The sequence below is a fragment of the Poseidonocella pacifica genome, from assembly GCF_900111875.1.
GTDB lineage: Bacteria > Pseudomonadota > Alphaproteobacteria > Rhodobacterales > Rhodobacteraceae > Poseidonocella > Poseidonocella pacifica.
In genome coordinates this window covers 953,752-974,759 of sequence record NZ_FOJU01000001.1, presented here as the reverse complement: position 1 = coordinate 974,759, position 21,008 = coordinate 953,752, and the positions used below count along the sequence as shown (strand labels likewise).

Here is a 21,008-nt window from a genome sequence, read left to right as displayed (position 1 = left end):
GTCGCGGATCAGGCGGCGGTGAGGCCGGCCAGATCGCGCAGCACGTAGTGCAGGACGCCGCCGTGCTCGACGTATTCCTTTTCCACCGCGGTATCGATGCGGCACTTGAGGTCGATCACCTTTTCGGTGCCGTCGGCATAGGTGATGGTGCAGGGCACGATCGCCGCCGGGGTCACGGTGTCGAGGCCGTGGATCGAGACGGTTTCATCCCCCGTCAGGCCGAGCGACTTGCGGCTGTCGCCGCCCGTGAACTCGAACGGGATGACGCCCATGCCAACGAGGTTGGAGCGGTGGATACGCTCAAAGCTCTCGGCGATGACCGCCTTGACGCCCAGAAGCGCGGTGCCCTTGGCCGCCCAGTCGCGCGAGGAGCCTGCGCCGTATTGCTCACCACCGAAGATGACGAGCGGGGTGCCGGCGTCCTGATAGGCCACGGCCGCGTCGAAGATCGAGGCCTGCTCGCCCTTTGGGTCCTTGGTGTAGCCGCCTTCGACGCCGTCCAGCATCTCGTTCTTGATGCGGATGTTGGCGAAGGTGCCGCGCATCATGACCTCGTGGTTGCCGCGGCGCGAGCCGTAGGAGTTGAACTCCCGCACCGGCACCTGACGTTCGCGCAGATAGATCCCTGCGGGGGTGGTTTCCTTGAAGGAACCCGCGGGGGAGATGTGGTCGGTGGTGATCATGTCCCCGAGGAGCGCAAGGACGCGCGCGCCTTCGATGTTGGAGATCGTGCCCGGCTCACGGCTCATGCCCTGGAAATAGGGCGGGTTCTGCACGTAGGTGGAGGTCGAGGGCCAGTCGTAGGTCTGGCTGTCGGTGGTTTCCACGCTCTGCCACTTTTCGTCGCCCTTGAAGACGTCGGCGTACTTTTCCAGGAAGGCCTTCCGCGTCACGGTCTTTTCGACGAGATCGGCGATTTCCTTCTGGGTCGGCCAGATGTCCTTGAGGTAGACGTCGTTGCCGTCCTGATCCTTGCCAAGGGAGGCGGTGGTGATGTCCACGTTCATGTCGCCGACCAGCGAATAGGCCACGACCAGCGGCGGGGAGGCGAGGTAGTTCGCCCGCACGTCGGGGGAGATGCGGCCTTCGAAGTTGCGGTTGCCCGACAGGATCGAGGTGGCGATCAGGTCGTTGTCGTTCACGGCCTTGGAAATCTCGGGCTCAAGCGGGCCGGAGTTGCCGATACAGGTGGTGCAGCCATAGCCGACGAGGTTGAACCCGATGGCGTCGAGGTCTTCCTGAAGCTCGGCGGCCTCCAGATAGGCCGAGACGACCTGAGAGCCGGGGGCCAGCGAGGTCTTGACCCAAGGCTTGCGGGTCAGGCCCTTTTCGCGGGCCTTGCGCGCCACGAGGCCCGCGCCGATCATCACGTAAGGGTTCGACGTGTTGGTGCAGGAGGTGATCGAGGCGATCACGATGGACCCGTCGTGAAGCTGATAGGAATGATCCGCGGTCTGGACGTAGCCCCGCTTGTGCAGGCCCTCGTCGCCGGGGATGTCGGTCGGCTCAGCCGCGCCGCCTTCACCTTCCCAGCGGACTTCTTCCTTGGGGGTGGCGTCTTTGCCTTCGCGCTGGCCCTTGATGTACTGGCCAAAGGCCGAGGCGGCCTGATCCAGGGCGATATAGTCCTGCGGGCGCTTGGGGCCGGAGATCGCGGGCACGATGGTGTCCATGTTGAGCTCGAGCGTGTCGGTATAGACCGGATCGTAGGACGCGTCGCGCCACATGCCGTTGGCCTTGGCATAGGCTTCGACCAGCGCGATGCGGTCCTTGTCGCGGCCCGTCATGTCGAGATAGCGCAGGGTTTCCTGATCGATCGGAAAGAAGCCGCAGGTGGCGCCGTATTCGGGGGCCATGTTGGCGATGGTCGCGCGGTCCGCGAGCGGCAGGTGGTCGAGGCCTTCGCCGTAGAATTCGACGAACTTGCCGACGACGCCCTTGGCGCGCAGCATCTCGACGACCTTCAGGACGAGGTCGGTGCCGGTGGTGCCTTCCATCATGCGGCCGGTCAGCTTGAAGCCGATGACCTCGGGGATGAGCATGGAGATCGGCTGGCCGAGCATCGCAGCTTCGGCTTCGATGCCGCCCACGCCCCAGCCCAGAACGGCCGCGCCGTTGACCATGGTGGTGTGGCTGTCGGTGCCCACGAGCGTATCGGGATAGGCGACCTCGTTGCCGTCCTGATCGGTGTCGGTCCACACGGTCTGGGCGAGGTATTCGAGGTTCACCTGGTGACAGATGCCGGTGCCGGGGGGAACGACGCGGAAGTTGTTGAAGGCCGACTGTCCCCACTTGAGGAAGGTATAGCGCTCAATGTTACGCTCATACTCGCGGTCCACGTTCATCTGGAAAGCGCGCGGGTTGCCGAATTCGTCGATCATCACCGAGTGGTCGATGACCAGATCGACCGGGTTCAGCGGGTTGATCTTTTCGGGATCACCGCCGAGGTTCTTGATCCCGTCGCGCATCGCGGCGAGGTCAACCACCGCCGGAACGCCGGTGAAATCCTGCATCAGAACGCGTGCGGGGCGATAGGCAAGCTCCCGGTCGCCCTTGCCGCCATTCGCGGCCCAATCGGAGAAGGCCTTGATGTCGTCAGTGGCGACGGTCTTGCCATCCTCGAAGCGCAGCATGTTTTCCAGCACCACCTTGAGCGCGGCGGGCAGCTTGGTGAAATCGCCAAGGCCGGCCTCCTGGGCGGCGGGGATCGAATAGTAGGCGTAGGTCTTGCCGCCTGCTTCGAGCGTCTTGCGCGTACGGGATGTGTCCTGTCCGACTGTGATCGGCATGAGAGCCTCCTTGGCTGTGGGGACGTCTGGCTTTGATGGCTATTTGCACGAGGCTCGGGCTTGGTTCAAGAGGGTTGAGGCAAATTCGGTATACTATTGCACACAATTTGTGGATTCTGCGCGTTTCCGGGCGTGATGGCGCACGTTTTGGCGGCTCGGCGGATCGGTTTGGTGGCGGCCCGAGGGCAGGCGACGTTCAACAGCAGGGCACCGTCTCGTGATCGGGGTGCCGCCGCGTCTCGCAAATCGTTGATTGGTCATTACAGAATCCCTGCAGTAGGAAAGAGGGCGGGGGATACGAAAGGACAACGGATGGGTTTGTGGACAATGGCCGCGCGTGCGCTGGCCTTGGTAGTGGGACTGTTTCCCGCCGTGGCCTTTGGCGATGAGCGACCCGTTCTGGTGGAGCTTTTCACCTCGCAGGGCTGTTCGTCCTGTCCGCAGGCGGACGTGTTGATGAAGGAACTCGCAGAGCGCGAAGACGTGATCGCGCTCTCGTTCCATGTGGATTACTGGGACTATCTCGGCTGGAAGGACAGCTTTGCCGATCCGGCCTTTACCGCGCGGCAAAAGGGCTATGCCCAAGCCATGCGCGAGCGGATGGTCTATACCCCCCAGATGATCATTGCCGGGGCCGAACACGTGGTCGGTACCAAACCCATGAAAATCGCCAATGCCATTGACCGGCACAACCGGCACGAGGCCCCCATCCGCCTGCGCGCGGAGCGATCGGACGGCGCGCTTCAGGTCTGGCTGCGCGCGGTGCAGCCGCTCAAACGGCCCGTGCGGGTGGAACTCATGCGGTATCTGCCGCGCGCAACGGTGGAGATCCGCAATGGCGAGAACGCGGGCAAGACCGTGGAATATGTGAACGTGGTGCGCGAGATGCGCCGCCTCGGGGAGTGGTCCGGCGAGGGTGAGTTTCACGCCCGCGTGCCACTGACCGGGGATCTGCCCGCCGTGGTGATCGTACAGGGCGCGGGCTTTGGCGAGGTGCTGACGGCGGCGCAGTTGCGCTAGGGCTGGCCGGCGCGTTTCGCGCGGCGTTTCTGGCGGTGGGGCTTCCACCGCCGATGAATCCAGAACCATTGCTCTGGCGTTTGCCGCACGCGCTGTTCCAATGCGGCAGTCATGGCGCGGGTCATCTCCACCGGATCGCCGTGGGGGATCGGGGCGTCAATCTCCACATCGAAGTTGAGCCCGTCCGCGCGGCGATGGGAGAAAAATGGGATCAGCAGCGCATCGGTGCGCAGGGCGATCTCCGCCGCCGAGGTCAGGGTGGGGGCGGGCTGGCCCATGAAGTCGATCGGCGCGCCGCCGCTGTCGTAGATGTCGAACAGCAAGACCCCCATGCCGCCCTGCTTGAGGTATTTCACAAGGCCAAGCGTGCCGCGCCGCCCTTGGGGAAACACCGGGCCGGAGAGCCGCTCCATGTTGGTCTTATAGTGCTCGTTGAAGAACGGGTTCGACATGGGCCGATAGAGCCCGCCGATCTCAAACCCCAGATGCACCAGCGCGGCGCGCGGAATCTCGAAATTCGCGAAATGCCCGGTGACCAGCATGACGGGACGGCCCGCCGCGCGCGCGTCCTCTAGCGCGGCCAGCCCGAGGCCGGTGATGGGCTGGTCCCTGGTGCGCTCCAGCAGGCCGGCGGTGTCGTAATTCTCGATCATCGTGCGCCCGGCATTGTCGGCCACGGCGTCGGCGATCCGGCGGCGCTCACTCTCGTCAAGCTCCGGCCAGATATAGGCGAGGTTGGACATGGCGCGCCGGCGGTACCCTGCGAGGGGCGCGATGAGCCGCCGCGTCAGGACCCCCATCAACGGAACGCGCCATGACCACGGCAGGACCAGCGCCAACCGGATCAGCCCGCGCAACAGGCGGTCGGTGATCCAGTCGGCGGTTCCGCCGGGCTCTCGTTTGGGTTTCTTCTGGCGTTCGGTCACCTTGGCCACTCGCGCTGTTGTCGTGCCCTGACATAATCCGACCGGAGCGGAAAGGGCAACGCCGCCTGACTTGCGCGCGCGGGCGGCGGAGCGTAATGGGGCGACGCGACTTGTCAGAGGATGCCGATGCCCAGCGAAACTCCACAGCCCAGCTTTGTGCTTGTCCGCCCCCAGATGGGGGAAAATATCGGCGCCTCCGCGCGGGCGATGTGGAACTTCGGGCTGGACCGGATGCGGATCGTGGCGCCCCGAGACGGCTGGCCCAACCCCAAGGCGGTGGCCATGGCGAGCGGGGCCGGACGGCTGTTGGACGAGGCGGTGCTGAGCGAGACGACCGCCGATGCGATTGGCGATGCGGCCTTTGTTCTGGCGACGACGGCTCGGCAGAGGGGCATGACGAAGCCGGTCTATTCCCCCGAACGTGCGATGCAGCTTGCCGCCGAACGGATCGCGGCGGGCGAGCGGGTCGCGGTGCTGTTCGGGCCGGAACGGGCGGGACTTGAGAATGACGATATCGCGCGGGCCAACGGCATCATCAACGTGCCTGTGAACCCGGAGTTTGCCTCGCTCAACCTTGCGCAATGCGTGTTGCTGCTGGCCTATGAATGGCGGCGGGCGCAGGGCGCGGTGCGGCACGAGGCGGTGGAACTGGCCGGGGCCGACTGGGCCGAGGCGATCGAGATCGAAAAGCTGGGCGACCATTACGAAGAGCGGCTGGATACGGCAGGGTTCTTTTATCCCGAGACCAAGGCCGAGGGGATGAAGCTCAACCTGCGGAACCTCTGGAGCCGGATGCCGCTCACGCGGGCGGATGTGCAGATGCTGCACGGGGTCATGCGGCAGATGGTCCGATGGAAGGAACGCGGCGACTGATTACTTCAGGCGCAGGCAGACGGAGAGACACGATGGCTCAGAAACGCTCCATTTTCGAGGAAGTCGGCACGCAAAAGACCGCAGCCCCCGGACCGCAGGGCGGGATGATCGATGCCGGACGGCGCGGCGCGCGGACGGGCATCCGCATCTGGCTTCTGGTGCTGTTCGCGCTGGTGGTGGCGATGATCGCGGTGGGCGGGCTGACCCGGCTGACCGACAGCGGGTTGTCGATCACCGAATGGAAACCTGTGACCGGGGCACTGCCCCCGATGGATGCCGCCACATGGGAGGCGGAGTTCGAGAAATACCGCGCCATCCCGGAGTATCAGCTTCAGAACGCGGGCATGAGCCTTGCCGAGTTCAAGGCGATCTATTGGTGGGAATGGGGCCACCGGCAGCTTGGCCGTGTCGTCGGCCTCGTGTGGGCGCTTGGCTTTGCCGGGTTCCTCGTGACGCGAAAGATCCCGCCGGGCTGGACGGGGCGGTTGCTGTGGATCGGCGCGCTTGGCGGCGCGCAGGGGGCGATCGGCTGGTGGATGGTCTCGTCAGGGCTCGAAGGGGATCGGCTCGACGTTGCTTCCTACCGGTTGGCGACGCATCTGGGCCTTGCCTTTGTCATCCTCGGTTTCATCGCGTGGTATGTCTTTCAGCTCGGTCTGCCGGAGCGGGAGGTGCTGCAACGCCGCCGGGGCCGTGAGCGTAAGCTTTGGGGGATGGGCACGGGTCTGTTGCATTTCACCTTCCTGCAAATCCTCATCGGTGCGCTGGTGGCGGGGATCGACGCGGGTCGCAACTATGTGGACTGGCCGCTCATGGGGGGAGGATTTTTTCCGCCCTTCCCATTCGAGTTGGACCCGGTCTGGCGCAATTTCTTTGAGAACGACGGGCTGGTGCAGTTCATCCATCGGATGACCGGATACCTGCTGATGCTGTTCGGGATCGGCGCATGGATCGTCTCGCGCAAGTCGGGCAACAAGGCGGTGCGTTTCGGTTTCAACGCGGTGCTGGCGATGCTTCTTATCCAGATGGTCCTCGGGATCGTGACGGTCATGCACGGCTCTCCGTGGCAGATCGCCATCGTTCATCAGCTTGGCGCGGTCGCGACATGGGTGCTGATCCTGCGGGCGCGTTTCACGGCCGGCTATCCGCCGGCGCAATCGGTCAGGGGATAAGCCATGAGCTATGAGGATCTGCTGGGTTTTGTGCGCGAAACCGAGGCTTTGTCGCAAGTGGCGGGCCGGTTGAGCTGGGATCAGGAAACGGTCATGCCGCGCGGCGCGGCCGATCAACGCGCGGAGGAAAGCGCGGCCCTGTCGCATGTGCTGCACCAACGGCGCACCGATGCGCGGCTCGAAGACTGGTTGGCGCAGATCGACGACGCGGCGCTTGATCCGATGGGGCAGGCGGTCATGCGGCACGTGCGCCGCGATTTCGACCGGACCCGCAAACTGCCGCCGAAGCTCGCCTCCGATCTGGCGCGGTTGACCAGCCGGGCGCAGGGGATCTGGGCCGAGGCCCGCGCGGCGGGAGATTTTGCGGCCTTTGCCCCGACACTGGCCGAGGTCGTGCGGCTCAAGCGTGAAGAGGGCGCGGCACTCAGTGCGGGCGGCGATGTCTATGATGCGCTGCTGGCGGATTATGAGCCGGGAACGACGGCGGCGGAGCTGGATGCGATGTTCGGCGCGCTCCGGCCCCGGCTGGTCGCTCTGCGCGAGGCGGTTCTGGACCGGCCCGATCCCGGCGGCGTGTCGGGCACCTTCGATGAGACCGCGCAACTGGCCATGTCGACCAAGGTGGCGGAGATCTTTGGTTATGACTTCACGCGGGGCCGTATCGACAAGGCGGTGCATCCCTTCTCCTCCGGCTCAGGCGCGGATGTGCGTATCACGACGCGGACGGCGGCGGACGATCCGTTCAACTGTCTCTATTCCACCATCCACGAGGTCGGCCACGCCACCTATGAGCAGGGGATCGACGATGCCTATGCGCTGACCCCGCTGGGGCAGGGCGTGTCGATGGGCGTGCATGAAAGCCAGAGCCGGATCTATGAGAACCAGCTTGGCCGCTCACGGGCGTTCACCGGCTGGCTCTATGGCCAGATGCGCGATGCCTATGGCGATTTCGGGGTGGCGGATGAGGAGGCGTTCTTTGCCGCCGTCAACCGGGTGCAAAACGGCTTTATCCGGACCGAGGCGGACGAGGTGCAGTACAACCTGCATGTCCTGCTGCGCTTTGATCTGGAACGGGCGCTGATCTCCGGCGATCTGGAGGTTGCCGATCTGGAGGCCGCGTGGAACGAGCGGTTCGAGAAGGATTTCGGTTTTGCCGTGGACCGGCCCGCAAATGGCGTGCTGCAGGATGTGCACTGGTCCGTCGGCCTGTTCGGGTACTTCCCGACCTATACGCTGGGCAATGTCTATGCCGGGTGCCTCTATGGCGGGCTTCGGGATGCGGTGCCGGATCTGGACGACCGGTTGGCGCGCGGCGATCTGTCGGCGGCGACGGGGTGGCTGCGCGAGAACCTGCAACGCCATGGCGGGCTGCGCCCCCCGCGCGAAACCATCGAGCTTGCCTGCGGGATGGTGCCGAGCGAGGGGCCGCTGCTTGACTATCTGGAAGAGAAGTTCGGCGCGCTCTACGGGCTCTGAGCCTGCGCGGCGCGCCGGGTTGCCTCAGGCGGGCCGGACGCTGACGCTCTGTTCGATCAGCCCGGCGGGGTCGGAGGTTTCCATGAAGGCCACGTCGCAGGCGTCGCGCCCGACAGAGATGACCGCCACCTGATCCGGCTCGCACATGCCGGTTGCATCGACGACGTGCCATGCGCCGCCCAGATAGACCTGCGCGACAGCGTGGAAATCGGGCGGCTCGACGCCGATGCCATAGACCGAGCAGTAGCGCGCGGGAATGTCCGCGGCGCGGGCGAGGGCACAGACCATATGGGCATAGTCGCGGCATACGCCTTCGCGGGCGGCGAACGTGTCGATCACGGTCGTGGTCGCGTTGGAGGTGCCGGGCACATAGGTCATTTCTTCGCGCACCCAGTCGCGCATCGCGGCCACCTTGGCACCGCCCTCGATCTCGCCGAAACGGCGGGCGACGAAGGCCGGGAACATATCGGACTGGCAATAGCGCGAGGGCCGCAGAAAGGTCATCACCTCACCGGGCAGTTCGTGCCGCGGGGTCAGGGCAAAGTTTTCGAGCGGGGAGTTGTCTCGGGTGATCTCAGCAGTCGCGCTATAGCGCAATGACATGCGCGGTGCGCTCATCGCGACCCAGATCCGCTGACCGAGACCGGCCTCGCCCGCGGTCCGGGTCAACGTCGCGCCGGGCAGGCTCAACTCTTCGGAAAGCACGGTCTGGACGGGCGTCTTTGCCGCTTCTACGGCAAGACAGGCGCGCATGTCGCCCGAGAGGTCATACTCCATCGCCACGTCGATCTGGATTTTCATTTGTGTCCCTTTCACGGAAACGGGCGGCTCACTCGCCGCCCGTTTGCCATCTAGTTTGTTTGTGGAGGAAATCAGGCCCCGTCGGTGCCTTCTTCTTCATCTTCTTCCTGTTCGGCGATCCAGGCGACCGAAACCACGGTCTCACCCTTGCCGGTGTTGAACACCTTGACCCCGCCGGCGCTGCGCGAGCGGAAGGAAATCCCCTCGATCGGCACCCGGATGGATTGCCCACGCGAAGTGGCGAGCATGATCTGGTCGGCAAGATCGACCGGGAAGGACGCCACGAGCGGGCCGCCCCGCATCGCCCTGTCCATCGCCATGACGCCTTGACCGCCACGCCCGCGCACGGGGTAATCGTGGCTGGAGGACAGCTTGCCGGAACCATTGGCCGTGATCGTCAGGATCAGGTTTTCCGCCGCCGACATCGCAGCATAGCGTTCCTGACTGATCAGGCCGGGCTCTGCACCATCCTCGTCGGTTTCGGCGTCGTCGGGCAGCCCCGCCACGGCGCGGCGCATCTTGAGATAGGCCGCGCGCTCTGCTGGATCGGCCTCGAAGTGGCGGATGATCGACATGGAGACGACTCGGTCGCCGTTGTTCAAACGGATGCCGCGTACGCCGACGGAATTGCGGCTGTTGAACACGCGCACATCGGTGGTCGGGAAGCGGATGGCACGGCCCGAGTCCGTCACCAGCATCACATCGTCATCCTCGGAACAGATCCGCGCGTTGATGAGCGACATGCCGGCGTTCTCATCCTCGAACTTCATCGCGATCTTGCCGTTGCGCATGACATTGGTGAAGTCCGACAGCCGGTTACGGCGCACGGTCCCCTTGTCAGTCGCGAACACGATCTGAAGATCATCCCATTCCGCCTCGGGGCGATCCACCGGCATGATCGCCGCGATGGACACGCCCGTGGGGATGGGCAGGATATTGACGATCGCCTTGCCCTTGGACGTGCGGGAGCCAAGCGGCAGGCGCCATGTCTTGAGCTTGTAGACCATGCCGTCCGTCGTGAAGAACAGCAGTTGCGTGTGGGTATTGGCGACAAAGAGCGTGGTGACGGCGTCGTCTTCCTTGAGGCCACCCCCCGAGACGCCCTTGCCGCCGCGCTTTTGCGACCGGAAATCGGCCAGGGCGCTGCGCTTGATATAACCGCCCGCCGTAACGGTCACGACCATTTCCTCACGCTCGATGAGGTCTTCGTCCTCCATGTCGCCGGACCAGTCGACGATCTGGGTGCGGCGCGGCACGGCGAATTGATCGCGGACCTCGCGCAGCTCATCCGCGATGATGCCCATGATCCGTTCGCGTGAGGCGAGGATCTCTAGGTATTCCTTGATCTTGCCAGCCAGCTCCTGCAGCTCGTCCGTGACTTCCTTGACCCCGATCTGGGTCAGGCGTTGCAGCCGCAATTCGAGGATCGCGCGGGCCTGTACCTCTGAGAGGTTATAGGTGCCGTCATCGTTCATTGTGTGGGTGGGATCGTCGATCAGGCGGATGTAGGGCGCGATATCGCCCGCGGGCCAGCGGCGCGTCATCAGCTTCTCGCGCGCCTCGGCGGCGTCGGCGGATGCCCGGATCGTGGCGACGACCTCATCCACGTTGGAGACGGCGACGGCCAGACCGCAGAGGATGTGGCTGCGTTCGCGCGCCTTGCGGAGCAGATAGGCGGTGCGGCGCGCCACGACGTCTTCGCGGAAGTCGATGAAGGAGGTCAGGAACCTGCGCAGGGTGAGTTGCTCTGGCCGTCCGCCGTTGAGCGCCAGCATGTTGCAGCCAAAATAGGTCTGCATCGGGGTGAAGCGCCAAAGCTGGTTGAGCACGACCTCGGCGGTTGCGTCGCGCTTGAGTTCGACAACGACCCGCACGCCGTGCCGGTCGGATTCGTCCTGAACGTGGGAGATGCCTTCGATCTTTTTCTCACGCACCTGCTCGGCGATCTTTTCGATCATCGAGGCCTTGTTGACCTGATAGGGGATCTCATCGAGCACGATGGCGTAGCGGTCCTTGCGGATCTCCTCCACCCGGGTCTTGGCGCGGATGATGACGGAGCCGCGCCCCTCTATATAGGCTTTGCGCGCGCCCGACCGGCCCAGCATGATACCGCCGGTGGGGAAATCGGGGCCGGGGATATAGTCGATCAACTGTTCGGTCGAAAGGTCCGGATCCTCGATCAGCGCAAGGGTTGCGTCGATCACCTCGCCCAGATTGTGGGGCGGAATATTGGTGGCCATGCCGACCGCGATACCGCCCGCGCCGTTGACGAGCATGTTGGGGAACCGCGCGGGCAGAACCGTGGGCTCACGGTCCTTGCCATCGTAGTTGTCCTGAAAGTCGACGGTGTCCTTGTCGATATCGGCCAGCAAGAAGGCCGCGGGCTTGTCCATCCGCACTTCGGTATAGCGCATGGCGGCGGCATTATCGCCATCCATGGAGCCGAAGTTACCCTGGCCATCCAGCAGGGGCAGCGACATGGAAAAATCCTGCGCCATGCGCACCAGTGCGTCATAGATCGCGCTGTCGCCATGCGGGTGGTATTTCCCCATGACATCGCCCACGGGACGCGCGGACTTGCGATAGGGTTTGTCATGACCGTTGTTGGTCTCGTGCATCGCATAGAGGATGCGCCGGTGCACAGGTTTTAACCCGTCGCGCAGATCCGGAATCGCCCGAGAGACGATCACGCTCATGGCGTAATCGAGGTAGGAGGTTTTCATCTCATCGGTGATGGAGATCGTCGGCCCATGATGAGGCGCGGGCACGGGCGCGCTTTTTTCTTCTTCGTTGTCAGGGGTTTCCGGAGTGTCGCTCACCTTGGCCGCCTTTATTCTGCTGCGATCTATATCTTGTTGAAGAGGGGTATATCAGAGGGCAGATGCAGGGTGCAATGGCGCGATCCGCCTTAGTCTGGCAGCCACGGGGGTACTCTGCCAACACACTGTTTTCATTGAAAAGTAAACTTCGATGCGCATCAATTAACTCAGAGTCGGGGAACACCGGCCAAACGAGAGGTATGATGATGACGCAAAGTGAAACCGAATTGATGCTCAAGGGCTATGGCCTGACCACCGCCGAGTTCTTCTACCATATGCCGGACTACGCCCATGTGCTGAACGTCTTCATGTGGCAGGACTATGATATCGCGCCCGATCACCCAAGGCTGTTCAAGTTCATCGACTACTGGCGTGAGGAAATCGAGGGGGCGCTGCATTCGGTGCGGTTCTGCCACCGCAAGATGGTCTCTGCGGGTGAGTGGCAAAATGTCGTTGGAGAGTTTCGCTACCACTGAGCAATGCTTGCAACGGGCGAGTGGGGCGTATAGCTTGATATCAACTTGATATGGAGGGCGCGACCATGGCGCCCAGGCGCTCGATCGGTGCGGGCGCGCTCCCGAGACTGGTAGAGAGCCCCGCCCATGTCTCTCCCGATTCAGCGCAGCTGTATGCGGCGCTGGATCTGGGAACAAATAGTTGTCGTATGCTGATTGCCCGACCAGAGGGCAGTCAGTTTAAGGTTGTCGACAGCTTCTCAAAGTCGGTGCAGCTTGGCGCCGGGCTGGAGGCATCCGGCCGGTTGTCGCGTGCATCGATGATCCGCACGATTCAGGCGCTCAAGGTCTGTCAGCAGAAGTTGCGGCGGCACAATGTGCGCCGGATGCGGCTCGTGGCAACCGAAGCGTGCCGCCGCGCGACCAATGGCCGATATTTCCTGCGTCAGATTCAACGCGAGGCTGGGCTTCGGCTCGACATCATCAAACCCGAGGAAGAAGCGCGGCTGGCGGTGGTCTCCTGCGCGCCGCTTGTCGGGCGGCGGACGGAGCAATTGCTCGTCGTGGATATCGGCGGCGGCTCGACCGAGCTTGTGTGGATCGACCTGACGGCGGTTGCCCCTGCTGACCGGCCCGCGTCGATCATGCGGCTTCACGAAGGGTTCGGAAGTGATGCCGGGGGGCGTTCCGGTGCGCGGGTCGTGGACTGGATCTCTGTGCCGCTCGGAGTGGCGACGCTGCGCGATCACTTTGACGATGTGGAGGACGACGCCGCGCGTTTTGCCCTGATGAGCTGGTTCTTTGAGGAGAACCTGTCGGAATTCTCACCCTATGACCGCGAACAGACCCGTGAGGGGTTTCAGATCATCGGCACCTCCGGCACGGTCACGACAGTCGCGGCAAGCCACCTCGGCCTGAAGCGCTATGACCGCACCAAGGTGGACGGGCTGCGGATGTCTTCGGATCAGATTGACCGGGTGATCCGCGATTACCTCGCGCTTGGCCCCGTGGGTCGCCGCAAGGATCCGCGCATCGGGCAGGATCGGCAGGCACTCATCATGTCGGGCGCGGCGATCCTTCAGGCGCTTATGCGGTGCTGGCCGACCGATCGGTTGTCCGTCGCCGATCGCGGCCTTCGCGAAGGGCTTCTCTATGCGCAGATGTCCGAAGATGGCGTGCTGGAGCCAGTAGGCTGAGCTTTGCCCGGCAATCGGGCGGCTTTCAACTTTGACAAGGCACGGCGGGGCCGATACTCACTTTCCCAAAAGCGGGACGTGAGGGGTTTCTCCAATGACAGAGCAGGGTCGGGTAACACAGCGCGGCACGGCGCGGCGAAAGCGCATGACGGCGGCCGGCGTAGCGGCGCTTCTGGCGCTTTCTGCACCGGCGGGATTTGTGCCGCAGCCGGTCGTGGCGCAGAGCTATAGTTTCTCTTCGGTCGTGATCGAGGGCAACCGCCGGGTCGAGGATGGCACTGTCCTGAGTTATGCGGGGATTTCCCGTGGGCAGCGCGTGAGCGGCGCGGAACTCAACGACGCGTACCAGAACCTCGTGCAGTCGGGCCTGTTTGAGAGTGTGGAGCTGACACCGCGGGGAAATACGCTGGTGATCGAAGTGGTGGAACAGCCGACCATCAACATCGTTAACTTCGAAGGCAACTCCCGTCTCAATGACGAGGAACTTGCCGCTCTGGTCCAATCCCGCTCCCGCCGGGCCTATAGCCCCGCGCAGGCTGAGCGCGACGCCGCCGCGGTTACCGAAGCCTATATTCAGCAGGGCCGCCTTTCGGCGATCGTCTCCCCCAAGATCATCCGCCGGTCGGACAACCGCGTCGATCTTGTCTTTGAGGTGTTCGAGGGCGGCAACGTAGAGATTGAGCGGCTCAGCTTCGTGGGCAACCGTGTCTATTCCGATCGGCGCCTGCGCCGCGTGTTGGAGACGAAACAGGCGGGGTTGCTGCGGCTTCTGGTACAACGGGATACCTATGTGTCCGACCGGATCGAGTTCGACAAACAGCTTCTGCGCGATTTCTATCAATCCCGCGGCTATGTCGATTTCCGCACCAATTCCGTTTCCGCCGAAGTCACGCGGGAGCGCGACGGCGTTTTCGTGACGTTCAATGTCGTCGAAGGCCAGCAGTTCAAGTTCGGCCGCATCAGCGCCTCCACGGATATCGAGGGGCTTGATACCTTGCCTTTCCGAGAAGAAATCCGCGTGCGTCCGGGCGTTGTCTATTCACCTCTCCAGATCGAGAACACGATTGAGCGGCTGGAGCGTGTGGCGCTGGCGCAGGGGCAGGATTTCATCCGGGTGGAGCCGCAGGTGACCCGCAATGACCGGGACCTGACCCTTGATGTAGATTTCCGCCTGACGCGCGGGCCGCGCGTTTTCGTGGAGCGGATCGATATCGAAGGCAATACCACGACGCTCGACCGGGTGATCCGGCAGCAGTTTCGCGTCGTCGAAGGCGATCCGTTCAACCCGCGCGAAATTCGCGCCAGCGCGGAACGCATCCGGGCGCTCGGCTTCTTCTCCAACGCGGACGTGAATGCGCGCGAAGGGTCCACAGCCGATCAGGTCGTCATCGACGTGGACGTGACCGAGCAGCCCACCGGGTCGCTCTCTTTCGGGGCCAACTTTTCGACCTCCGACGGTTTTGGCATCGTGGCCTCCTTGTCGGAGCGTAACTTCCTCGGGCGGGGGCAGTTGCTCAACTTCTCCATCTCCACGGCGGAAGGGAACCAGCGGCTTGCCTTCAGCTTTGCGGAGCCGGCATTCCTTGGTCGCGATCTGCGGTTCGGGATTGGCCTATCCTATCGCCAGACCGACAATGACGATGCGCTCTATGATACGACGCGTGCCTCGATCCAGCCGTCGTTCACCTTCCCGGTCAGCGAGAACGGCCGCCTGCAAGTGCGTTATACCGCCGCCTATTCCGATCTGTTCGGCGTGGACGAGGATGCCAGCGTGATCATCCGCAACGAGGCCCGCGACGGTGCCCGTTGGGATAGCTCTCTTGGCTATACCTATAGCTATGACACCCGCCGGACGGGGCTCAACCCAAATGCGGGTGTCTTGCTTCGGTTCGGACAGAACCTCGGCGGCCTCGGAGGCGACACCCGTTTCATCGAGACCACAGCCAGCGCCACGGCGCAGACCACGGTCATGAATGAGGAAGTCACCGTCTCCGCCACAATCGAAGGCGGCGCGCTGAACTACATCGACGGGGACAATTCCCGCGTGACAGACCGCTATTTCATGGGGCCGAGCGTCATGCGCGGCTTTGAACCGGGCGGGATCGGCCCGCGCGATGCAGACACCGATGACGCGCTTGGCGGCAATCTCTATGCCGTGGCCCGGTTCGAGGTGCAGTTTCCGCTCGGCCTGCCTGAGGAATATGGGATCGCCGGGGGCGCGTTCTACGATATGGGATCGCTCTGGGATGTGGGGGAGACCTACACCGCGGATGTGCTCTATGACGATTTCTCGTTGCGTCAGGTTGTCGGGCTCTCGCTCTTTTGGGAAACCCCGATTGGCCCGCTTCGGTTCAACTGGACAGAGGCGCTCGCCAAGGAAGACGAGGACGAGGAACAGAACTTCGATCTGACGATTTCGACGCAGTTCTGATGCGTTTTCTGCGGGCAGCGGCGGGATTGGTGGCGGGCGTTCTGCTTTGCGGAGCGGTGCTTGCGCAAGAGGCCCCGCCGCAGACCCCGATCCTGACCATAGAGACGGAGCGGTTCTATACCGAGTCGCTCTTTGGTCAGCGCGTGGCACGTGAGATCGAGGAAGACAGCGCCGCGCTCACCATCGAGAACCGCGAGATCGAGGCGGATCTGATGGAAGAGGAAAAGCGGCTGACCGAGGAACGCGACCGGCTTGACCGGGAGAGCTTCCAGAAACTCGCCGAAGAGTTCGACACCCGCGTACAGGCCATTCGCCAGCGTCAGGATACCCGCGCCCGGGAACTGGCACGACGGCAAGAAGAAGCGGAACGGGAGTTTCTCAACGCGGCGCGGCCCATTCTGGGCGAATTGATGCAAACGCGGGGCGCGGAAATCATCGTGGAGCGGCGCAGCGTCTTCATTTCCGCCGGCTCGATCGACATCACGGATGCCGCCATTGAACGCATCAACGAGGCGATTGGCGACAGGGCCACTGGCGACTAGGCCCGCTTGCCGAAACCCGGCGGCTTTGCTAGGGCTTGCCGACCTTTTGAGGAACAGGGAGCGGGTAAATGAGTGAGGAAGTCACCACAGCGGATATCGCGCTGATCCAGAGGATCCTTCCGCATCGGTATCCGTTTCTGCTTGTGGATCGCGTCATCGACATGGACGGGCATCGCTCTGCGGTTGGTCTCAAGAATGTCACGATGAACGAGCCGCATTTTCAGGGACATTTCCCCGGCAAACCCATCATGCCCGGCGTCACGATCATCGAGGCGATGGCCCAGACCGCTGCTGTGATGGTCGGAAGCGCGCTCGACATGGCCGACAAGCACATGCTGGTGTACTTCATGTCCATCGACAAGGCGAAGTTCCGCCGGATGGTTGTGCCGGGCGATCAGCTTCTGATGAAGATGGAAACGCTGCGCGGCAAACCCGGCGGCAAGATCTGGAAATTTGGCGGCGTTGCGACCGTCGGCGGGGAGATGGCCGCAGAGGCCGAATTCACCGCGATGATGGATACTTCAGCTGCTCATGTCTGAACCGAAAATCCACCCGTCCGCTGTGATCGAAGAGGGCGCGGCCATTGGTCCGGGCTGTGAGATCGGTCCGTTCTGTCACATCGGGCCGGAGGTCGTGCTTGCCGAAGGCGTACGGCTCAAAAGCCATGTGGTTGTGACCGGGCGTACGGTCATCGGACCGGAAACCGAGGTGTTCTCCTTTGCCGTCATCGGCGAGATTCCGCAGGACCTGAAGTTCCGTGGGGAGAAAACCCGGCTTGAGATCGGCGCGCGCAACCGTATCCGCGAACACGTCACGATGAATTGCGGCACAGAAGGCGGCGGTGGGCTGACGAAAGTTGGTGACGACGGGCTTTTCATGGCCGGATGCCACATCGCCCATGATTGCCATGTCGGCGACCGGGTGATCATCGTGAACAACGCCGCCGTGGCGGGGCATTGCAGGATCGAGGATGACGTCATCATCGGCGGCCTGTGCGGGATCCATCAGTGGGTTCGCATCGGCAAGGGTGCGATCATCGGCGCGCTTTCCATGGTCACCAACGACGTTATTCCACACGGACTGGTACAGGGGCCGCGTGGAGAGCTTGACGGGTTGAACCTCGTGGGTCTGAAGCGCCGCGGGGTCAAGCGGGCGGATATCACCGCGCTTCGTGCCGCGTTTCAGATGCTGGCGCAGGGCGAGGGGGCTTTCGTTGACCGGGCGCGCCGCCTTGGCGAAGAAACCGAGAGCGATTATGTCCGCGAAATCGTGGCCTTCATCATGGGCGAGAGTGATCGCTCGTTCCTGACCCCGAAATGAGGGCACTGATCGCCGGACGCGGGCGATTGCCAGAGCTTGTGGCCGAGACAGGCCCCATGCTTGTCTGCGCGCTGGAGGGGCAGGGGCCGGATCGACTGATCCCCGATCTGACATTTCGGCTTGAGACGATCGGCAGTTTCATTGCCGCGCTTACAGCGCGCGGGGTGACAGAGATTTGCCTCGCCGGCGGGATCGACCGTCCCGTCTTTGATCCGGCTGCGCTCGACGCGGCGACGCGGCCCCTCGTTCCGATCCTAGCGGAAGCCGTGCAGGCCGGTGACGATGGCGCGTTGCGGGCAATCATGACCCTGTTCGAGAGCCATGGGATCGAAGTCTGCGCGGCCCACGATCTTGCGCCCGGCTTGGTCGCACAAGTTGGCGTGCTGGTGGGGGCCCCTGACGACTCCGTGCGAAGCGATGCAGAGCGCGGCTTTACCGTGATTGACGCGCTCGGGCCGCTTGATGTGGGACAGGCCTGCGTTGCCGGTGGGGGCCAGATCCTCGGGATCGAGGCTGTGGGTGGCACGGCCTGGCTGATGCAGAGCTTACCTCAGACGCCCCTGCGGACCATGGCCGTGCTGTGCAAGGGGGCCAAGCCAGGACAGGACCGCCGCGCGGACCTCCCGGCCATCGGTCCTGACACCGCGGCACAAGCGGCGGCCGCGGGCCTGCGGGGGATCGTCGTGCGCGCGGGGGATGTGATGATTCTGGATCGGGCGGCGACGATAGCGGCCTGTGAGGCGGCGGGTTTGCTGCTTTGGGTGCGCCCATGAAGGTCTTTGTGGTGGCGGGTGAACCTTCGGGTGACCGGCTGGGCGCGGATCTCATGGCCGGGCTTGCGCAGCTTGAAGAGGTGCAATTCTCCGGCGTTGGTGGCACGCGGATGGAGGCGCAGGGGCTGCAAAGCCTCTTTCCCATGGAAGAGCTTTCCATCATGGGGCTGGCTGAAATCATCCCCAAGTACCCCGCGCTGCGCCGGAGGCTTCATCAAACGGTCGAGGCCGTGATCGCCGCAAAGCCCGATGTTCTGATCACGATCGACAGCCCGGAATTCTCTCTGCGCGTCGCCAAACTGGTCAGGGCCCGAAGCGATATCCGGACAGTGCACTACGTCGCGCCATCGGTTTGGGCCTGGCGGCCGGGGCGTGCCAAGAAGATGGCGCGGATGATAGATCAGGTGCTTGCCCTCTTGCCCTTTGAACCTCCCTATATGGAGGCTGCGGGAATGCGCTGTGATTTTGTGGGGCACCCAGTGGTGGGGGATCCGGCGGCCACGGCGGCGGAACGCGGCGCGTTGCGCGCTCAGTTCGATCTGGGGGATGCGCCGCTTCTGTTGGTTCTGCCCGGGTCGCGGCGGTCCGAAATTTCGCGGCTGATGCCGGTTTTTGGGCCAACCGTGGATCGGGTCTTGGCCGAGGTTCCGGGATTACGGCCCGTCATACCCGCGGCAACCCCGGCCGGGGCTGCGATGATCCGTGAGGCAAGCACAGGTTGGTCCGTCGCGCCCGCGTTGATCACGCCCGATATGCCGGACTATGGGGCCCACAAGCGGGCGGCCTTCCATGAGGCCCGCGCGGCGCTGGCAGCATCGGGCACCGTTTCGCTGGAACTCGCTGCGGCGGGCACACCTATGGTCATCGCCTATGACATGAACCGGCTCAGCCGGATAATCCTGTCGCGAATGCTGCGGATCAACACGGTGACCCTGGTCAATCTGGTGAGCGAAGCCCGCGTAGTGCCGGAATTCATCGGGGCGAACTGCCAGCCGGATCGCATCGCGCCCGCGCTGCTGAGCATCCTGTCGGACCCAAATGTACAAAGACTGGCGCTGGACCTTACGATGGATCGGCTTGGCCGGGGTGGTGAGGCGCCGGGCCTGCGCGCGGCCCGGGCTGTGCTGGATGGACTAAGCGGCGGAAAAGGTTAAACGCCCGGCACGTTCACGCAACGCGCGTTGCGTCAGCCGCGCCAGATCCACCCACCCCCGAGGATGCGTGAGCCCCCCGTTTCATAGAAGACGCAAGCCTGACCGGGGCTGACCCCTTCTTCGGCGACAATCAGCTCCACCTCGGCCTCGGTGGCGGAAATCGGTCGGATGATCGCGTCCCGAGGGGGACGGGTGCTGCGCACTTTTACCGAGACATGCCACTCCGGCTGGCTCATCAGCGGCTGATCGCCAAGCCAGTTGATTTCCCGCACGGGAACGGTGCGGGTCGAGAGCATCTCCTTGGGGCCGACGATGACGCGCCGATTTTCCACGTCAAGCTTCACAACGAACAGCGGCTCAGACAGCCCGCCGATGCCAAGGCCACGGCGCTGGCCGATCGTGTAGTGGATGACCCCGTCATGCGTGCCGAGCACGCGCCCATCCACATGAACGATCTCCCCCGGATCGGCCGCGCCGGGGCGCAGTTTCTCGATCACGCTCGCATAGTTGCCGTTGGGAACGAAGCAGATATCCTGACTGTCGGGCTTGTCGGCCACCGCGAGACCATAGCGGGAAGCCAATTCACGGGTCGCATTTTTCGACGGAAGGTGCCCCAGTGGAAAGCGCAGATAGTCCAGTTGGTCCTTCGTCGTCGAAAAGAGAAAGTAAGATTGATCCCGATTCGAATCGGCCGCCTGGTGCAGTTCTGGGCCTTTTTCACCCATCATGCGCTGTATGTAGTGGCCGGTCGCCATACAATCGGCGTCAAGATCCTTCGCAGTTTGAAGTAAATCCTTGAACTTCACACGCTCGTTGCAACGGATGCAGGGCACCGGTGTTGCCCCCGCCAGATAGCTGTCGGCAAACTCGTCGATGACCGCATCGCGAAAGATGTTTTCATAGTCGAGAACGTAGTGCGGAAAGCCCATTTCCTCGGCCACCCTGCGGGCGTCATGTATGTCGAGCCCGGCGCAGCAAGCCCCTTTTTTTGCTAGGGCTGCGCCATGATCATAGAGTTGCAGGGTCACGCCAACGACGTCGTAACCCTCTTCTGCCAACTGTGCCGCGACGACGGAACTATCGACACCGCCGGACATGGCGACGACCACGCGGGTTTCTGAGGGCGGCTTTGCAAAGCCCATTGAGTTCAGCGCCTCGGCGCGGTCGAGTGGCATTTGGATTCTCCCGGGAATTCGACGGAAATATAGGAAAATCCTAGCTATTCTCAACCCCCGGTTTCACGCCCCGTTAAAGCCTGCCC

17 protein-coding genes are annotated in these 21,008 nt (G+C 63.5%); 12 read left to right on the top strand and 5 right to left on the bottom strand.

What is annotated here, in order from left to right; genetic code table 11:
* Nucleotides 1-8 precede the first annotated feature (8 nt).
* Nucleotides 9-2,789 carry an aconitate hydratase AcnA gene (acnA, locus tag BM234_RS04620; RefSeq protein ID WP_092061033.1) on the bottom strand — a complete coding sequence of 927 codons (2,781 nt, stop codon included), beginning with the start codon at nucleotides 2,787-2,789 and terminating at the stop codon, nucleotides 9-11.
* A 312-nt stretch (nucleotides 2,790-3,101) separates the two neighbouring features.
* Here acnA and BM234_RS04615 point away from each other — a divergent pair, with 312 nt between their 5' ends.
* Nucleotides 3,102-3,809: a DUF1223 domain-containing protein gene (locus tag BM234_RS04615; RefSeq protein WP_092061031.1), complete on the top strand. Its 708-nt coding sequence runs from the start codon at nucleotides 3,102-3,104 to the stop codon at nucleotides 3,807-3,809.
* Here BM234_RS04615 and BM234_RS04610 read toward each other — a convergent pair.
* Entirely contained in the window at nucleotides 3,806-4,735 is a 930-nt protein-coding gene (locus BM234_RS04610) for a lysophospholipid acyltransferase family protein (RefSeq protein ID WP_092061380.1), read from the bottom strand. The two genes, BM234_RS04615 and BM234_RS04610, sit on opposite strands and share 4 nt — an antisense overlap.
* 126 nt (nucleotides 4,736-4,861) lie before the next feature.
* Here BM234_RS04610 and BM234_RS04605 point away from each other — a divergent pair, with 126 nt between their 5' ends.
* From BM234_RS04605 to BM234_RS04595, 3 genes are read left to right on the top strand one after another with little or no spacing between them, the layout of a single operon-like run.
* Entirely contained in the window at nucleotides 4,862-5,608 is a 747-nt protein-coding gene (locus BM234_RS04605; RefSeq protein WP_092061029.1) for an RNA methyltransferase, read from the top strand.
* 32 nt (nucleotides 5,609-5,640) lie between these two features.
* Nucleotides 5,641-6,780 carry a heme A synthase gene (gene ctaA, locus BM234_RS04600; protein WP_092061027.1) on the top strand — a complete coding sequence of 380 codons (1,140 nt, stop codon included), beginning with the start codon at nucleotides 5,641-5,643 and terminating at the stop codon, nucleotides 6,778-6,780.
* 3 nt (nucleotides 6,781-6,783) lie between these two features.
* A complete protein-coding gene (locus BM234_RS04595) occupies nucleotides 6,784-8,256 on the top strand; it encodes a carboxypeptidase M32 (protein WP_092061025.1) in 1,473 nt (490 codons plus the stop codon).
* Nucleotides 8,257-8,280: 24 nt separating this feature from the next.
* On the opposite strand, the gene BM234_RS04590 is transcribed toward BM234_RS04595, so the two are convergent.
* Both BM234_RS04590 and gyrA read right to left on the bottom strand, forming a co-directional pair.
* Nucleotides 8,281-9,057: a transglutaminase-like domain-containing protein gene (locus BM234_RS04590; protein ID WP_092061023.1), complete on the bottom strand. Its 777-nt coding sequence runs from the start codon at nucleotides 9,055-9,057 to the stop codon at nucleotides 8,281-8,283.
* A gap of 71 nt (nucleotides 9,058-9,128) precedes the next feature.
* A complete protein-coding gene (gene gyrA / locus BM234_RS04585) occupies nucleotides 9,129-11,876 on the bottom strand; it encodes a DNA gyrase subunit A (protein ID WP_092061021.1) in 2,748 nt (915 codons plus the stop codon).
* 206 nt (nucleotides 11,877-12,082) lie between these two features.
* Between gyrA and BM234_RS04580 the strand changes: the two genes are divergently transcribed.
* The 8 genes from BM234_RS04580 to lpxB all read left to right on the top strand — a co-directional run bounded on the left by BM234_RS04580 (nucleotide 12,083) and on the right by lpxB (nucleotide 19,747).
* Nucleotides 12,083-12,352 (top strand): usg protein, encoded by a 270-nt coding sequence (locus tag BM234_RS04580; protein WP_092061378.1) that lies wholly within the window; start codon nucleotides 12,083-12,085, stop codon nucleotides 12,350-12,352.
* 65 nt (nucleotides 12,353-12,417) lie between these two features.
* Nucleotides 12,418-13,527, top strand: coding sequence for a Ppx/GppA phosphatase family protein (locus BM234_RS04575; protein WP_092061019.1), 1,110 nt, complete (start codon nucleotides 12,418-12,420; stop codon nucleotides 13,525-13,527).
* 94 nt (nucleotides 13,528-13,621) lie between these two features.
* Complete coding sequence (bamA, locus tag BM234_RS04570; protein WP_092061017.1) at nucleotides 13,622-15,958, top strand: outer membrane protein assembly factor BamA; 2,337 nt, start codon at nucleotides 13,622-13,624, stop codon at nucleotides 15,956-15,958.
* Nucleotides 15,958-16,500 (top strand): OmpH/Skp family outer membrane protein, encoded by a 543-nt coding sequence (locus tag BM234_RS04565; RefSeq protein WP_092061015.1) that lies wholly within the window; start codon nucleotides 15,958-15,960, stop codon nucleotides 16,498-16,500. Before bamA ends, BM234_RS04565 begins: the two co-directional genes overlap by 1 nt.
* A 68-nt stretch (nucleotides 16,501-16,568) precedes the next feature.
* Nucleotides 16,569-17,039 carry a 3-hydroxyacyl-ACP dehydratase FabZ gene (gene fabZ / locus BM234_RS04560; RefSeq protein ID WP_092061013.1) on the top strand — a complete coding sequence of 157 codons (471 nt, stop codon included), beginning with the start codon at nucleotides 16,569-16,571 and terminating at the stop codon, nucleotides 17,037-17,039.
* Complete coding sequence (gene lpxA / locus BM234_RS04555; RefSeq protein ID WP_092061011.1) at nucleotides 17,032-17,820, top strand: acyl-ACP--UDP-N-acetylglucosamine O-acyltransferase; 789 nt, start codon at nucleotides 17,032-17,034, stop codon at nucleotides 17,818-17,820. The genes fabZ and lpxA overlap by 8 nt, the downstream gene beginning before the upstream one ends.
* A complete protein-coding gene (locus tag BM234_RS04550) occupies nucleotides 17,817-18,593 on the top strand; it encodes an LpxI family protein (protein ID WP_092061009.1) in 777 nt (258 codons plus the stop codon). The genes lpxA and BM234_RS04550 overlap by 4 nt, the downstream gene beginning before the upstream one ends.
* A complete protein-coding gene (gene lpxB, locus BM234_RS04545) occupies nucleotides 18,590-19,747 on the top strand; it encodes a lipid-A-disaccharide synthase (protein ID WP_092061007.1) in 1,158 nt (385 codons plus the stop codon). The genes BM234_RS04550 and lpxB overlap by 4 nt, the downstream gene beginning before the upstream one ends.
* Before the next feature lie 32 nt (nucleotides 19,748-19,779).
* Here the strand turns inward: lpxB and mnmA are convergent, their stop codons facing one another.
* The gene (gene mnmA / locus BM234_RS04540) at nucleotides 19,780-20,922 is read right to left on the bottom strand and encodes a tRNA 2-thiouridine(34) synthase MnmA (protein ID WP_092061005.1); all 1,143 of its coding nucleotides are present in this window, start codon (nucleotides 20,920-20,922) and stop codon (nucleotides 19,780-19,782) included.
* Nucleotides 20,923-21,008 lie beyond the last annotated feature (86 nt).